The sequence below is a fragment of the Microbacterium sp. 22179 genome, assembly GCF_052045715.1.
Classification (GTDB): Bacteria; Actinomycetota; Actinomycetes; order Actinomycetales; family Microbacteriaceae; genus Microbacterium; species Microbacterium galbinum.
In genome coordinates this window covers 174,865-190,639 of record NZ_JBQEPJ010000002.1, presented here as the reverse complement: position 1 = coordinate 190,639, position 15,775 = coordinate 174,865, and the positions used below count along the sequence as shown (strand labels likewise).

At 70.9% G+C, this 15,775-nt stretch carries 12 protein-coding genes; 10 read left to right on the top strand and 2 right to left on the bottom strand.

The features are described 5' to 3' along the window. Positions 1 to 45: 45 nt before the first annotated feature. From ACTJKK_RS05930 to ACTJKK_RS05900, 7 genes are read left to right on the top strand one after another with little or no spacing between them, the layout of a single operon-like run. Positions 46 to 1,680 (top strand): TIGR04028 family ABC transporter substrate-binding protein, encoded by a 1,635-nt coding sequence (locus tag ACTJKK_RS05930; RefSeq protein WP_247624909.1) that lies wholly within the window; start codon positions 46 to 48, stop codon positions 1,678 to 1,680. Next, complete coding sequence (locus tag ACTJKK_RS05925) at positions 1,680 to 2,681, top strand: ABC transporter permease (RefSeq protein ID WP_440747315.1); 1,002 nt, start codon at positions 1,680 to 1,682, stop codon at positions 2,679 to 2,681. The genes ACTJKK_RS05930 and ACTJKK_RS05925 overlap by 1 nt, the downstream gene beginning before the upstream one ends. After that, positions 2,678 to 3,616: an ABC transporter permease gene (locus ACTJKK_RS05920; protein WP_440747314.1), complete on the top strand. Its 939-nt coding sequence runs from the start codon at positions 2,678 to 2,680 to the stop codon at positions 3,614 to 3,616. The genes ACTJKK_RS05925 and ACTJKK_RS05920 overlap by 4 nt, the downstream gene beginning before the upstream one ends. Beyond that, entirely contained in the window at positions 3,613 to 5,229 is a 1,617-nt protein-coding gene (locus ACTJKK_RS05915; protein ID WP_440747313.1) for a dipeptide ABC transporter ATP-binding protein, read from the top strand. The genes ACTJKK_RS05920 and ACTJKK_RS05915 overlap by 4 nt, the downstream gene beginning before the upstream one ends. Further along, positions 5,226 to 6,266, top strand: a complete 1,041-nt coding sequence (locus ACTJKK_RS05910; protein WP_440747312.1) for a putative FMN-dependent luciferase-like monooxygenase — start codon at positions 5,226 to 5,228, stop codon at positions 6,264 to 6,266. The genes ACTJKK_RS05915 and ACTJKK_RS05910 overlap by 4 nt, the downstream gene beginning before the upstream one ends. Next, positions 6,263 to 6,838 carry a CMD domain protein gene (locus ACTJKK_RS05905; protein ID WP_440747311.1) on the top strand — a complete coding sequence of 192 codons (576 nt, stop codon included), beginning with the start codon at positions 6,263 to 6,265 and terminating at the stop codon, positions 6,836 to 6,838. The genes ACTJKK_RS05910 and ACTJKK_RS05905 overlap by 4 nt, the downstream gene beginning before the upstream one ends. Further along, a complete protein-coding gene (locus ACTJKK_RS05900; RefSeq protein WP_440747310.1) occupies positions 6,835 to 7,467 on the top strand; it encodes an alkylhydroperoxidase domain protein in 633 nt (210 codons plus the stop codon). Before ACTJKK_RS05905 ends, ACTJKK_RS05900 begins: the two co-directional genes overlap by 4 nt. Before the next feature lie 600 nt (positions 7,468 to 8,067). Here the strand turns inward: ACTJKK_RS05900 and ACTJKK_RS05895 are convergent. Together ACTJKK_RS05895 and hrpA are read right to left on the bottom strand one after the other, a co-directional pair. Then, positions 8,068 to 9,009 carry a quinone oxidoreductase family protein gene (locus tag ACTJKK_RS05895; protein WP_440747309.1) on the bottom strand — a complete coding sequence of 314 codons (942 nt, stop codon included), beginning with the start codon at positions 9,007 to 9,009 and terminating at the stop codon, positions 8,068 to 8,070. An 18-nt stretch (positions 9,010 to 9,027) separates the two neighbouring features. After that, the gene (gene hrpA, locus ACTJKK_RS05890) at positions 9,028 to 12,984 is read right to left on the bottom strand and encodes an ATP-dependent RNA helicase HrpA (RefSeq protein WP_440747308.1); all 3,957 of its coding nucleotides are present in this window, start codon (positions 12,982 to 12,984) and stop codon (positions 9,028 to 9,030) included. A gap of 44 nt (positions 12,985 to 13,028) precedes the next feature. On the opposite strand from hrpA, the gene ACTJKK_RS05885 reads away from it, so the two are divergent. From ACTJKK_RS05885 to msuE, 3 genes are all read left to right on the top strand, one after another. Next, positions 13,029 to 14,219 carry a heparan-alpha-glucosaminide N-acetyltransferase domain-containing protein gene (locus ACTJKK_RS05885; protein ID WP_440747307.1) on the top strand — a complete coding sequence of 397 codons (1,191 nt, stop codon included), beginning with the start codon at positions 13,029 to 13,031 and terminating at the stop codon, positions 14,217 to 14,219. Beyond that, the gene (locus tag ACTJKK_RS05880; RefSeq protein ID WP_247624899.1) at positions 14,216 to 15,052 is read left to right on the top strand and encodes an aldo/keto reductase; all 837 of its coding nucleotides are present in this window, start codon (positions 14,216 to 14,218) and stop codon (positions 15,050 to 15,052) included. Before ACTJKK_RS05885 ends, ACTJKK_RS05880 begins: the two co-directional genes overlap by 4 nt. Before the next feature lie 89 nt (positions 15,053 to 15,141). Next, complete coding sequence (msuE, locus tag ACTJKK_RS05875) at positions 15,142 to 15,711, top strand: FMN reductase (protein ID WP_336641974.1); 570 nt, start codon at positions 15,142 to 15,144, stop codon at positions 15,709 to 15,711. The last annotated feature ends 64 nt before the right edge of the window (positions 15,712 to 15,775 follow it).

Genomic DNA, 15,775 nt, shown 5'->3' with positions numbered 1-15,775 from the left:
CGTGAACCCCATCCCGCACCGCACACCCCTCCGGAGGACCCTCGCATGACACGTCGCATCACCCGCGTCGCCGCCCTCGCACTCCCGTTCGCCCTCGCGGCGAGCCTCGTCGCCTGCTCCTCGTCGCAGGCTCCGTCCGACGTGCCCACCGAGGCGGGCGACCCCGTCGAGGGCGGCACCCTCACCTACCTCGAGCACCAGGCCTACACGAACCTCTACCCGCCGCAGGCCGGCTTCTACCCCAACGGCGGCATCGTCAACAACATCGCCGCCCGGCTCACGTGGCAGAACCCGGAAACGCTCGAGATCGAGCCGTGGATCGCGGCCGACTGGACCGTGAACGACGACGCGACCGAGTACACGTTCGACCTCAAGCCCGATGTGACGTTCTCGGACGGCACCCCGGTCGACGCCGCGGTCGTGGCGAAGAACTTCGACACCTACGGCCTCGGCGACGCCGATCGCGGACTCACGATCTCCGAGGCGATCAACAACTACGCCAGCAGCGAGGTCGTCGACGACGACACCGTGACGTTCCGCTTCACGGCGCCGTCGCCCGGATTCCTGCAGGCGACCTCGACGATCAACTCGGGGCTGCTGTCGTCCGACACGCTCGACGGCACGATCGAGGACTTCGGGGCGGGCAACGCCGCCGACATCGTCGGCGCCGGCCCCTTCACCGTCTCGGACGAGAAGCTCGGCACCGAGTACACGCTCGCCGCGCGCGAGGACTACGCGTGGGCGCCGGAGAGCGCCGAGAACCAGGGCCGCCCCTACCTCGACGCGGTGCACGTGCTCATCACCCCCGAGGACTCGGTGCGCATCGGCTCGCTGCTCTCGGGCCAGGCCGACTACGTGCGCTACGTGCAGGCGTTCGACGAGGACCGCGTCGAGGCCGCGGGTTTCACGCTCTACGCCCCGCAGACCCGCGGCGTGAACAACTCGATCGCGCTGCGCCCCGAGAACCCGCTGCTCGCAGACATCCGCGTGCGGCAGGCGATCATCGCCGGCGTCGACGCGCAGGAGGTCGTCGACACGCTCTTCACCGAGAACTACCCGGTGGCGACGTCGGTGCTCTCGTCGCAGGCACTGGGCTACAAGGACGAGTCGGAGCACTACGCCTACGACCCCGAGAAGGCCGAGGAGCTGCTCGACGAGGCCGGGTGGGAGCCCGGAGCCGACGGCATCCGCGAGAAGGACGGCGAGCGCCTGTCGATCACCGTCTACGAAGCCAAGCCGCAGCCGCTGTCGAAGCAGTCGCTCGAACTGGTCGGCCAGCAGCTCGCGAAGATCGGCGTCGAGCTCACCGTCAAGCCCGGCGACGCCGGCACCTACGCCGAAGACACGCGCGACCCGCTCAAGACCGGTTTCTACCACTCGATGGTCGGCCGGGCCGATCTCGACGTGATCAAGAGCCAGTACTTCACGAAGAACCGCGACGTGCTGATCTCGCAGGACGCCGAGCTCGACGCGCTGCTACTCGCGATCGCCTCCGAGCCCGACGCCGACGAGCGCGTCGCGGCCACCGAGGCCGCGCAGGACTACATCGCCGAGCAGGCGTACGTGATCCCGCTGTTCGAGGAGCCGCAGGTGTACGGCGCCGCCACCTACGTGCAGGGCGTGGACTTCGAGTCCGTCGCCCGTCCGACGTTCTCGGGCGTCTGGCTGCAGGAGCACTGATGACCTTCGTCCTCCGACGAGCCGGGCAGGCCGCGATCGTTCTGATCGCGGCCTTCACGGCCACCTTCTTCCTGCTGCAGCTGCTGCCGGGCGACGCGATCCTGATCAAGTTCTCGGACCCGAGCCTCGGGCTCTCTCCCGAACAGCTCGACAGCATCCGCGCCACCTATGGGGCGGACCTGCCCTGGTGGGAGCAGTACCTGCACGCGGGACTGGGGTTCCTCGCGGGGGACTTCGGCTATTCGACCCAGTTCGGCACCCCGGTGCTGACGATGCTCGCCGAGGCGCTGCCGCAGACGCTGCTGCTCGCCTCGCTGGGCCTCGTGGTCGCGCTGCTGATCGCGGTGCTCGTCGCGGGCCTGTCGTCGCTGTCGCCGTTCGGGTGGCTGCGCGACGGTCTGCGCCAGGTGCCGGGGCTCTTCGTCGCGGTGCCGGTGTTCTGGCTCGGCATCCTGCTCATCCAGGTCTTCTCGTTCGGGCTCGGCTGGGTGCCGGTCGTGGGTGCGGATCCGGTGAGCGGTCTGATCCTTCCCGTGCTCACGCTCGCGGTACCGATTTCGGCTCCGCTGGCGCAGGTGCTCGTGCGCGCGATCGACCAGGTGCAGGCGCAACCCTTCATCACGGTGGTGCGCGCCAAGGGGGCGCCGCCGGTGTGGGTGCTCACGCGCTCCGTGGCCCGCAACGCCGCTCTGCCGGTGCTCACGATCGCGGGCGTGCTGTTCGGCGAGCTGGTCGGAGGGGCGGTCGTGACCGAGACGGTGTTCGGACGCTCGGGCATCGGACGGCTCACCGAGCAGGCCGTCGCCAACCAGGACATCCCTGTGCTGCAGGGCGTCGTGCTGCTGTCGGCGCTCGGGTTCGTCATCATCAGCTTCGCCGTCGACCTCGTCACGCCGCTCATCGATCCACGGCAGCGACGCACGGGCCGTGGGCGGGCGCGACGGGCACCCGCCGCCTCGCGAACCGTTCCCTCGCAGAACGCCCAGGAGGTTCCCGCATGACCGTCTCCGTCTCGCCCGCCGATACAGCGAACATCGGCACAGAGAACGCCGTCGCAGAGAGCGCCGTCATCGAGCAAGTAGCAGAGAAGACGGATGCCGCGGCTAACGAGTCCTCGCGGCGACGCCGACGGTGGTCACCGCGCGCGCGTCCGTGGGGGTTATACCTTTCCCTCTTCGTCGTGGCGCTCGCTGTGCTGTGGGCCGTGGTGCCCGGGGTCTTCGCGCCGGGCAGCCCGATCGATGCGGTGCCCGCCGACAAGCTGCTGCCGCCGAGCGCCGTGCACTGGTTCGGTACCGACACCCTCGGCCGCGACCTCTTCGGCCGCGTCGTGCACGGCGCCGTCCACTCGCTCTCCGGCGCCCTGATCGCGGTGACCGTCGGCCTCGCCCTCGGCACCCTCATCGGTGCGGTCGCGGGCGCGCTAGGCGGGGTGATCGACGACATCCTCATGCGGGTCGTCGACGTGCTCCTCGCGATCCCGGGCCTGCTGCTCTCGCTGTCAGTGATCATCCTGCTCGGGTTCGGCACCGTGAACGCGGCGATCGCCGTGGGGCTCGGCAGCGTCGCCGCGTTCGCGCGGCTCATGCGCGCCGAGGTCGCGCGGGTGCGGCGCACCGAGTACGTCGAGGCCGCCTACGGCAGCGGCGGCACGTTCGTCACCGTGCTGCGGCGGCACGTGCTGCCCAACTCGCTGACCCCGATCGCCGCGCTCGCCGCGTTGCAGTTCGGCACGGCGATCCTCGCGATCTCCACCCTCGGCTTCCTCGGCTACGGCGCCCCGCCGCCCACCCCCGAGTGGGGGCTGCTGATCGCCGAGGGCCGCAACTACGTCGCGACCGCCTGGTGGCTCACCGCGCTGCCCGGCCTCGTGGTCGTGGCCGTCGTGCTCAGCGCCAACAGGATCAGCCACCGTCTGGGAAGGAACGTCCGATGAGCGTGTTGAGCGTGCAGGATCTGAAGGTCTCCTACGGCGCCCGCGCGGCCGTCCACGGCGTCTCGTTCGAGATCGCCGAGGGCGAGACCCTGGCCCTCGTGGGCGAGTCGGGATCGGGCAAGTCCACGACCGCGCACGCGATCCTGGGCCTGCTCCCCGCCGGGGGACGGGTCGACGGCGGCAGCGTGCGCCTCGGCGAGCTCGAGATCGCCGGCTGGAGCGACCGTGCCCTGCGCGGCATCCGCGGTCCGGAGATCGGCCTCGTGCCGCAGGATCCGGTGACCTCGCTCGATCCGGTGCGTCCGATCGGGGCGCAGGTCGAGGAGATCCTGCGGCTGCACGGTCACCGGGATCGCCGGGCCCGCCGCGCGCGGGTGATCGAACTGCTCGACCGGGTCGGCATCGACGATCCGGCGCTGCGCGCCCAGCAGTACCCGCACGAGCTCTCCGGCGGCATGCGCCAGCGCGTGCTGATCGCGACGGCGATCGCCCTGCGCCCCCGGCTGCTGATCGCCGATGAGCCGACGAGTGCGCTGGACGCCACGGTGCAGCGCCGCGTGCTCGACCTGCTCGACGAACTGCGAGAGGAGGAGGGCACCAGCATCCTCCTCGTCACCCACGACCTGGGTGTCGCGGCCGATCGCGCGCAGCGGATCGTCGTGCTCAAGGACGGCCGCATCGTCGAGCAGGGCGAGAGCGGACGGGTGCTGGAGGCGCCGACGGATGCCTACACCCGCCGGCTCCTCGCCGACGCTCCCGCGTTCACGACGGGCTTCCGGCGCCCCGAGGCGCCGCCGTTCCTGCGCGATGCGGCGGCGGTCGCGGCCGAGAAGCCCTATGCGATCGTCGCGGCGAACCTGGTCAAGGAGTTCCGGGTGGCGGGGCGCGAGCGCTTCTGCGCGGTCGACGACGTGTCCTTCCGGGTGCGCAAGGGCACCACGCACGCGCTGGTGGGGGAGTCCGGCTCGGGCAAGACCACGACCGCGCGTCTGGTCACGCGGTTCCTGCAACCGGACGCCGGCACGATCGAGGTCGACGGCGCGGATGTGACCGATGCGTCGCGGGAGCGCCTCCGGGCGCTGCGCCGGCGGATCCAGCTCGTGTACCAGAACCCGTTCGCGTCGCTCGATCCGCGGCAGCGGGTGGTCGACATCGTCGCCGAGCCGCTGCAGAGCTTCCGCGTGGGCACCCGGGCCGAACGGCGGGAGCGATCCCTCGCCCTGCTCGATCGGGTCTCGCTGCCGCAGGATCTCGCGCAGCGCCGACCGAGCGAGCTGTCGGGCGGTCAGCGCCAGCGCGTCGCGATCGCCCGTGCGCTCGCGATCGACCCCGAGATCGTCGTGCTCGACGAGGCGGTCTCCGCTCTCGACGTCACGGTGCAGGCCCGGATCCTCGAGCTACTCGCCTCGCTGCAGAGCGAACTCGGACTCACCTACCTCTTCATCTCGCACGACCTCGCGGTGGTCCGCCGCATCAGCCACACGGTCTCGGTGATGCGGCACGGGCGCATCGTCGAGGAGGGCGCGACCGAAGAACTCTTCCACGACCCCCAGCACGACTACACCCGGGAGCTGCTCGCCGCGGTCCCCGGCAGAACGGAGGTGCCCGCATGACGGCATCCGCTCCCACCGTCGCCTTCTTCACCCGGCTGCTCGACGATGCGCCACCGGCCGAACGGTACGCGCTCGCGACCGCGCAGATCCAGCACGCGGAACGGCACGGGATCGGCCGCGCCTGGGTCGCGCAGCACCACTTCCACGCCGCGGAGGGCGGGCTGCCCTCGCCGCTCGTGTTCCTCGCGCACGTCGCCGCGCAGACCTCGCGCATCCGCCTCGGAACCGGAGTGGTGACGCTGCCGCTGGAGGATCCGGTGCGGGTGGCCGAGGATGCCGCGGTCGCCGATCTGCTCTCGGGCGGGCGGGTCGATCTCGGGCTCGGCAGCGGCGGCACCCCGTCGTCGTTCGTGCCCTTCGGGGAGGACGTGCGCGCGAAGGCCGCCACCTACGACCGCAAGCTCCAGGTTCTGGTCGACGCCCTGGAGGGGCGGGACGTCGGCGCGGGCAACGCGATCTATCCCGACACCTCCACGCTCGCCGAACGCGTCTGGCAGGCGACCTTCTCGGCTCCCGGCGGTCATCGCGCCGGCATCCGCGGGCACGGGCTGCTGCTCTCGCGCACGCAGCCGCGTTCGGCGGAGGCGCCGCACGCGCCGCTGTCGGCGCTGCAGGATCCGATCATCGACACCTATCTCGCCGCGCTGCCCACCGGCGTCGCCCCGCGCATCACGGCGTCGCGCACGGTGTTCGTCGCCGACGACCGTGCCGAGGCGCTGCGCTTCGCCGAGGTCGGTCTGCGCCGCGCCGCCGAGGGGTTCCGGGCGCAGGGGCAGACGATCCCGGGCGACAGTCTCGACGAGCTGATCGCGGCGCTCGACACGCACCTCGGCACGCCCGAGCAGGTGGCCGAGTCGCTCTCCGCCGACACCACCCTCGCCCGGGCGACGGAGGTCGCCTTCCAGGTGCACTCGGTCGATGCCCCGCACGAGCACGTGCTGCGCTCGATCGAGCTCTTCGCGGGCGAGGTCGCCCCGGCCCTCGGTTACTCCGTGTCCCAGACGCTCACATCCCACACACTCGAGGAGAACAAATGACTCACGACGTCGTCGACCGGATCGTGGGGGTGACGCCGGAGCTGGACGCTCTGCGGCACCGTCGCCCCGTCACCCGCGATCAGCTGCAGGCGAGCTTCGATGCGCTGTTCGCCCCCGTCTCGGATGCGGAGGTGTCGCAGGCCGAGCGCGAGATCGTCGCGGCGTTCGCGACGGCTCTCGCCGGCGCCGACGACCCGACGGCGGCGTTCTACGCCGCACGGGCGCAGGAGGCGGATGCCGAGCGCTCGGCGGTCGCGCTCGCCGAGGCCGCGTCCGCGGCGGTCGCAGGCCCCTTCGGCGCGTACACGGAGCTGGGTCTGCAGTCCGAGAACACCGATGGATTGCGCTACACCCCGTCGGATGCCGCGGTCGCCGCGCTCGGGGAGCGCCTCGCCGCGGCCCTCGCGCACGCGCACCTGCTCGTGCTGCGCCCGCGTGAGGCCTCGGGAGACGACCTGGGTCGTCTCGTCGAGGCGGGGTGGTCGGCCGACGGCATCGTCACCCTCTCGCAGCTCGTCTCGTTCCTCGCGTTCCAGCAGCGCGTCGTCACCGGATTGAAGGTTCTCGTATGACATCTCCCACCTCCGTCGATGCCCGCACAGCCAGCCCGCTGCGCCACGCCGATTCGCCGCATCCGCACGCGTTCACGCGCGCGAACGTCGGGTGGACGCCGCATCTCGCGCCGCTCGCGGTCGAGGAGCTGACCGATCGCCACTACGAGGGTCTGGTCGATGCGGCGCGTGCGAAGAACGACTACTTCCGGCTGCTCGCGCGCGACCCCGAAGTGCTCAAGGCGCGCACGCTCGTCGACAACGACATCTTCTACAACGTGGCGGAGGGGTTGCCGCGGGCGGATCGCGAGCTCGCGGCGACGGCCGCCTCGCGCCGCAACGGGTGCGTGTTCTGCGCCTCGGTGCACTCCCGCTTCGCGGCGCACCACGGCAAGCGCCCCGACGACGTCGACCTCCTGCTCGACGAGGGTGTGGGCGCGGACCTCGGGGAGCGGTGGAACGCGATCGTCGCGGCATCCGTCGCGCTGACCGACACGCCCAGCGCTTTCGGGACGGCCGAGGTGGAGCGGCTGCGCGCGGCGGGGCTCGACGATCTCGAGATCGCCGACGTCATCCACGGCGCGGCGTTCTTCAACTGGGCGAACCGCCTGATGCTGTCGATCGGCCGGGCGGTCGCGCCGAGCGACTGAGGAGTCGGTTGTGGCGGGTGACCGTTTTGCAGGATCGACGGACGAATGTCGGACGTTCTGACGAGATTCGTCCGACAACTGTCATTCGATCCTGCAGTTCGCGCGAAGTCGCTGTCTTAAAGCGCGCGGCGGGCGATCTCTCCACAGATTCGGAGCCGGTCTCCACGAGCGCTGGTGAACTGACAGAGTGTTGGGCGTCATCTGCCCGGCGAGTCAGAGGAGAATCATGCCCCGTTCGGAGGATCCGGCGGACACTGCGCAGCTTTTTTCGGAGGCTGTCGAGCGAGTCTGGTCGACAGCGAGTCGAAAGCTCGGGGAGACTCTCGAGCAGTTCCGCCTGGCGAGCGCGATCGTTGTCGGGGACGACCTCGAGGTCCGGCTCGCGCGTGGAGACAAGGACCTCTACGGTTTTCGCGCTCGGCTGCCGACAGAGGGCGACGATGCGACCGGAGGTGCGCAACAATCCCGACGACTGGGCGCTGTGGGAGGTCTTCATCCCGCTGATGGAAGAGTTGGAGACCGCACCGGACAGCCGCGTCCCCATCGGGCCGGACGGAGTGCGATGGTTGCCCAGGTACGGAGAATGACTCTTCTCGCGACCTACGGCACCAGCACGATCTTGCCCGCGACGTGCGCCTCGACGAGTTCGTGGGCCCGGGCGGCCTCGGCGAGGGGCAGCTCGGGTCCGAGTTCGATCACGAAGTCGCCGCTGGCGAGGAGTTCGATGGTCTTCGGCAGCGCCTCGGCGCGCCAGGCCTGCTCCTCGTCGGTGAGCGGGACCGGCGAGCCGCCCGAGAAGGCGCGGATGCCGAACGATGCGGCATCGGGTCCGCGAACGATCGTGCCGATGCGGTCGCGGTCGGCGACGAGCGCGAGCGACACCTCGATGGCCTCGTCGGTGCCGGCGCCGTCGAACACGACGGTGACGTCGGACGGCGCGGCGTCGCGGACGCGTTCGAGCAGGCCGTCGCCGTAGGCCACGGGGATCGCGCCGAGCTCGCGCAGCTGCGCGTGGCGCGAGGGGCTGGCGGTCGCGATCACGGTCGCGCCCCACGCCACGGCGAACTGCACGGCCGCCTGGCCGACGGCGCCGGAACCCGCGTGCACGAGCAGCACGTCGTCGGGGCCCACGGCGAGCGAGCGCAGCACCTGGTAGGCGGTGCCGGCGGGGATGCCGATGCCGGCGCCCTCCGCGGCGGTCACCGCGTCGGGCAGGAGGGCGAGGTTCTCGGGGCGCACGAGCAGGGCTGACGCGTAGGTGCCGTGGGCGTCGCGGATCGCGACCCGGTCGCCGACCGCGAAGCCTTCCACACCGTCGCCGACCTGATCGACGACACCCGCACCGTCGAAGCCGACCGGGCGGGGTTCGGTGATGGGAGGCGAGGGGCGGCGTCCGCCGCGGATCTTCGCATCGATCGGGTTGACGCCCGCGGCCTCGATGCGCACCACGATCTCGCCGGGGCCGGCGAGGGGATCGGGCACCTCCGTGAGGTGGAGGACGTCGGGGGAGCCGATTTCGGTGTAGACGATCGCGCGAGCCATGCCCTCAGGCTACCCGCGCTACTTCCCCGCGAGGGCCTTCATGATGCGCTGCGGCGACACGGGCTGCGCGGTGCCGAGGCGCTGGGCGAACACACTCACCCGGTACTCCTCCAGCAGCCAGCGGGTCTCGACGAGCGACGCAGCGGCACCGCGGGGGAGCGGGATCGTGCCCCCGGCATCCTCGAAGGCCTTCGCCATCCGTTCGTACTCGCTCATGCGCGTGCGGTCCTTGCCGGGTTCCGACGAGAGGGTCTTCAACCGGTCGACCATGCCGCTCAGGTAGCGGGGGAAATGCGCGATCCGGTCGACGCCGGCGGCCGACACGAAGCGCGGATGCAGCAGCCCCGAGAGCTGCGTGCGGATATCGTTCAACGGCCCGAGGAGGGCGAGAGAGTTCTGCGACTTGATGCCGCGCTCGACCTCGCGCGACTGCGTGAGGATGCGGGCGACGAGCGACACGCATGCGAACAGCTCGTCGACGAGCGCGGCCGACACGGCATCCCGCACCCGACCGAAGTCTGCCTCGGTGCGCACGATGCCGACACCCCCGGTCGCTGAGCCTGTCGAAGCGTCGATCACCTTCCGCGCCACGGCCGCACGGCAGTCCTCGATGAGCGCGGCCGCCGACGGGTACGGCGATGCCGCGAGGGCGAGCTTCTCCTGGCTGGTGAGGTGCTGCTGCACGTACGACGAGGGCGACGGCACGGCCAGCAGCACGAGGCGCAGCACGCCGTCACGGGTGGCGTCGGCCGCGGCATCCGCCGATGACTCCACGCGCACCGCGACGCTCTTGCCCTCGTCGACGATCGCCGGGTAGCCGCGCACGACGCCACCGGCGACGCGCGTATCGAGCACTTCGGGAAGGTCGCCGAACGTCCAGGCGGTGAGACCCGCCTGCTCGATCGGACCCCGAGCGGATGCCGCGGCCACGGCCTCGGAACCACCCCGTGCGCGCGGTCCGCGTTCGGGCTTCGCGATCGAGCGCGCGACGCTGCTGCGCGCGCGGTCGGAAAGTTCCGCCTGCAGGGTCGTGAGGTCGCGGTGGGAACCGGCCACGCGCCCGCGCTCGTCGACCGCACGGAAGTTCATGCGCAGATGAGCGGGCACCCGCTCGTCTTCGAAGTCGGCGGCCGAGACGAGCTGGTTCGCGAGGGGCTGGATCAGGCGCGCGAGCGCCTCCTTCAACGACCTGCTCGGGCGACCGTCGTGGTCTTCGGGGCCCTGGCCCGCGAGCTCGGCGCCGAACTTGTCGGCCCAGTCGGCGGCGGGCACGACGTGACGCCGGATCGCCTTGGGCAGCGCACGCAGCAGGCCCGTGATGAGTTCGGCGCGCAGCCCCGGCACCTGCCAGTCGAACCCGGTGTCCTCGATCTGGGCGAGCAGGGCGAGCGGCACCACGACGCTCACACCGTCATCGGCGGCGCCCGGCTCGAACCGGTAGGCGAGGCCGAGCACCTGGTCGCCCTGCGTCCAGCGGGTGGGGAACTCGCTCTGCGAGGCCCGCCCGTCGTCGTCGATCAGATCGGCTTCGCGCATGACGAGGAGCTTCGGCGTCGTCGTCAGCGCCTCCCGCCACCAGGTCTCGAACGACCGCACGTCGAAGACCTCGGCGGGGATGCGCTCGTCGTAGAAACGGAACACCGCCTCGTCACCGGCGAGGATGTCGCGGCGGCGCTCGCGCTCCTCGAGCTTCTCGAGACGCTTGCGCAGCTCGGCGTTGCTGCGCCAGAAGGCGCTCACGCGCTTGTCGATGCGGCTCGGATCCCACTCGCCCTCGACGAGCGCCTGCCGCACGAACAGCTCGCGCGAGGCCGCGCGGTCGATGCGCGCGAACTGCACGCGCCTGCGCGGAATGATCTCGAGGCCGAACAGCGTCACCTTCTCGTAGGCGACGGCGGCGCCGGCATCCTTCGACCAGTGCGGCTCGGTGACCTGGCGCTTGGCGAGGTCGCCGGCGAGCGGCTCGGCCCACGCCGGATCGATCGCGGCGACGGTACGGGCGAAGGTGCGCGAGGTCTCGACGATCTCGGCCGCGATGACCGCGCGCGGGCTCTTCTTGCGCAGACCCGACCCCGGGAAGATCGAGAAGCGGATGCCGCGTGCCCCCCGGTACTCGGCGATGCGGCGCCCCTTGTCCTTCGCGGGTGCGTGCGTCTTGCCAGCGGGGGCGGTGCGCTCGTCGAGGAGTCCGATCTGCGAGAGGAGTCCCGCGAGGATCGCCCGGTGGATCGCGTCGGGATCGCTGCTGCCGTCGCCCTTCGGCTCGGCGCTCTTCACCAGCGTCTTGAGCTGGCGGTGCACGTCGAACCACTCCCGCACGCGCACGTAGTTCAGGTGTTCGGAGCGGCAGAGGCGGCGGAACGCGCTGGATCCGAGCTCGCGCTGCTGTTCGCGCAGGTGGTTCCAGAGGTTGAGCAGGGTGATGAAGTCGCTGGTCGGGTCGACGAAGCGCGCGTGCAGCCGGTCGGCCTCCTCGCGGCGCTCCTCCGGTCGCTCGCGGACGTCCTGGATCGTCATGCCCGAGACGATCGGCAGCAGATCGTGGGTGACGCCGTGGCGCCCGGCCTCGATCAGCATGCGGGCGAAGCGCGGGTCGATCGGCATGCGTGAGATGTCGCGGCCGATGCGCGTGAGGTGCGGGGACCCGTCGCGCCGCGACGGTTCGACCGCACCGAGTTCGGTGAGCAGGTCGAACGCCGCCTTCACACCGCGCGAGTCGGGCGGGGTGAGGAAGGGGAAGTCCGAGATGTCGCCGAATCCGAGCGACAGCATCTGCAGGATGACGGAGGCGAGCGAGGTGCGCAGGATCTCGGGCTCGGTGAACTCCGGCCGCTTGGCGAAGTCGTCCTCCGAGTACAGGCGGATCGCGATGCCGTCGCTCGTGCGACCGGCGCGACCGGAACGTTGGTTCGCGGATGCCTGCGAGATCGCCTCAATCGGCAGACGCTGCACCTTCGATCGGTTGCTGTAGCGCGAGATGCGGGCGGTGCCGGTGTCGATCACATAGCGGATGCCGGGAACCGTGAGGCTCGTCTCGGCGACGTTCGTCGCGAGGATCACGCGGCGGCGGACGCCCGCCACTCGGCTGCGCTCGAACACACGGTGCTGCTCCGCGGCGGAGAGGCGCCCGTACAGGGGGAGCACCTCGGTGGGGGAGCGGTCCTTCGAATACGCGCCCCGCACGGCGTCGGCGGCGTCGCGGATCTCGGCCTCGCCGGGGAGGAAGACCAGCACGTCGCCGGGCTCCTCGCGGTCGAGTTCGCGGAGCGCCGCGACGATCGCCGAGACCTCGTCCTCGGGCCCTTCGACAGGCTCAGGGACCCATGACGGGGCATCCGTCTCGTCGGCGTCGGCGTCGGCGACCAGCGGGCGGTAGCGGATCTCGACCGGATAGGTGCGGCCGGAGACCTCGATGATCGGCGCCGGCACTCGGTCGTCGCCCGGGCCGGGAGCGGAGAAGTGCTTCGCGAAGCTCTCGGGGTCGATCGTCGCCGAGGTGATGATCACCTTGAGGTCGGGGCGCTCGGGCAGGATGCGCGCGAGGTAGCCGAGCAGGAAGTCGACGTTGAGGGAGCGCTCGTGCGCCTCGTCGATGATGATCGTGTCGTAGCGGGTGAGCAACCGATCGCGGTGGATCTCGTTGAGCAGGATGCCGTCGGTCATCAGCGCGATGCGGGTGTCGTCGGACACCTTGTCGGTGAAGCGCACCTTGTAGCCGACGAGGGTGCCCAGCTCGACCTGGAGTTCTTCGGCGACGCGCTCCGCGATCGTGCGGGCGGCGAGACGTCGCGGCTGCGTGTGCGCGATGCGCTCGCGCCCCAGTTCGAGGGCGATCTTGGGAAGCTGCGTGGTCTTGCCCGAACCCGTGGCACCGGCCACGATCACGACCTGGTGGTCGCGGATGGCGTCGGCGATCTCCGCCCGGGCCGCGCTGACGGGCAGCTCCGGGGGGAAGGAGATCACGGGAGAGGACATAGCCCTTCATCGTATGCCGACCTCGACCCCCTACGATGCATCGGGTGACCACCGTTCCGCCTTCCCTCAGCGCTCCCGTGCGCTGGTTCCGCGAGTTCGGCCGCCCGCCGCGCATCCTCGGCCTCGACGTGGCCCGCGGCCTCGCGATCCTCGGCATGGCCGGCGCGCACATCGGCGAGACGTCGACGTTCGACTGGCTCGACCCGGCGACCTGGACCGACCTCGTGCACGGGCGCTCCTCGATCCTCTTCGCCGTGCTCGCGGGGGTGTCGATCGCCCTGATGACCGGTCGCAGCGCGCTGCCCGACCCCGCCCGTTTGCCCGGCATCCGTCTCGGGCTCATCGGCCGCGGCGCCGTGATCTTCCTCATCGGCCTCGCCCTCGAGTTCCTCAACACCCCGATCGCGGTGATCCTCACCCTCTACGGGCTGCTCTACGTCGCCGTCATCCCGTTTCTGCGGTGGAAGCCGTGGCAGCTGCTGCTCGGAGCCGGCATGCTCGCGCTCGCGGGGCCCGCGCTGCTGGCCCTCCTCGGCGCCGTCACGCTGAACCCGTTCGGGGCGGGCATCGGATTCGTGCTCTACGGCAGCTACCCCATCACGGTGTGGATGGCGTTCGTGCTCGGCGGCATGGCGCTCGGGCGCTTGCACGTCGCGACCGTGCGCACCGCGGTGATCGCCCTGGTCACCGGCGTCGTGCTGGCGATCGTCGGCTACGGTCTCGGCGCCGTCGGGAGCGACGTCGTGCGCGGCTTCGAGTCGGGTTCGTCGTTCGAGGAGCCGCCCGCGTCGGGGTGGCCCGGATACGCCGACGCGCTCGCACAGGCCGATCCGCTCGGGGCGCTGCTGCACGCGATCTTCGCCGTCGAGCCGCACAGCGGTGGCACCGCCGAGATCCTGGGCTCGGGTGGTTTCGCCCTCGCCGTGGTCGCGCTGTGCCTGCTGCTCAGCCGTCCGCTGCGCTGGCCGCTGCGGCCGATCGGCGCGCTCGGGTCCATGCCGCTGTCGGCATACAGCGGGCACGTGCTGGCGATCGCGGTGATCACCGGGCCCGGTGGGTACTACACGAGCAACGTGTTCTGGGCCGTGCTCGCGATCGGGATGCTGCTCGTCACCACCGCGTGGTCGATCTTCGTCGGGCGGGGTCCGCTCGAGCGCCTGGTCGGGTTCGCCGCGCGCAGAATGGCGGAGGTTCCGGCCCGGCCCGAGATCACGCGTCCTAGGCTGGATGCATGACGATTCCTTCCCTCGAACTGAACGACGGCTCCTCCATCCCCCAGCTCGGCTACGGCGTCTTCAAGGTGCCGGCCGACGAGACCGAGCGCGCGGTCAGCGAAGCGCTCGAGATCGGCTACCGCCACATCGACACCGCCGCGATCTACGGCAACGAAGAGGGCGTGGGTGCGGCGATCGCGGCCTCGGGCATCGCTCGCGACGAGCTCTACATCACCACGAAGCTGTGGAACGACCGCCACCACGACGACGAGCCCCGCGCCGCGATCGGCGAGAGCCTCGACAAGCTCGGACTCGAGAAGGTCGACCTGTACCTCGTGCACTGGCCGACCCCCGCCAAGGACGACTACGTGCACGCGTTCGCGAAGCTCATCGAGCTGCGTGAGGCGGGCCTGACCCGCAGCATCGGCGTCTCCAACTTCCTCGTGCCGCACCTCGAGCGCGTGGTGTCCGAGACCGGCGTCACCCCCGCCGTGAACCAGATCGAGCTGCACCCGGCCTACCAGCAGCGCGAGGTCGTGGCCTGGGCCGACGCGCACGGCATCAAGATCGAGGCCTGGGGTCCGCTCGGCCAGGGCAAGTACGACCTGTTCGGCACTCCCGCGATCGCCGAGGCCGCGGCGGCCCACGGCGTCACCCCCGCGCAGGCGGTGCTGCGCTGGCACCTGCAGAAGGGCGTCATCGTGTTCCCGAAGTCGGTGCGCGCCGAGCGCCTGCGCGAGAACCTCGACGTCTTCGGGTTCGAGCTGACGGATGCCGAGATCGCCGCGATCGACGCCCTCGATCCGCTCGACGGCTCGGGCCGCGTCGGTGCGCACCCCGACGACGTGAACTGATCCCGTCGCGGATTCGGCAGGAATCCACAGATGACGCCCCGTGTCGCCAGCCCGCGACACGGGGCGTCTTCGTGGGTACCGTCGAGGACATGACAGCTCCCTACCGCGTCGTCGCCGTGTCCGGGTCGCTCCACGAGCCCAGCAAGACGACCGCCCTCATCCGTGCGATCGCCGCCGCCGTGGCCGAGCGCACGGCGGTCGAGGTCGAGGTCATCGAGCTCACCGACATCGGCCCGGACCTCGCGGGTGCTCTGAGCCGCGATCAGCTGCCGGCCCGGGTCGAGGAGAAGCTCGTCGCGATCGAGCAGGCCGATCTGCTGATCGTCGGCAGCCCCGTCTACCGTGCGTCGTTCACGGGACTCTTCAAGCACCTCTTCGACTTCGTCGGGCAGTACGAGCTCGTCGGCAAGCCGGTGCTGCTGGCGGCGACGGGCGGCGGAGAGCGCCACGCCCTCATCATCGAGCACCAGCTGCGCCCGCTGTTCGCGTTCTTCCAGGCGCTCACCCTGCCGATCGGCGTGTACGCGAGCAACACCGACTTCGACGGCTACGAGATCAACTCCGACGTGCTGCGCTCGCGCATCGACCTCGCCGCCGAGCGCGCGCTGCCGCTGGTGAACTACGCGGCCTCGCAGCCCCTCGCCGCTCTCGCGATCTGAAGGGAAAAGCCCCGGGCGCTTGTCAGACAGAGGCGACACCGGGGCGTTCTCCACCAGGGTACCA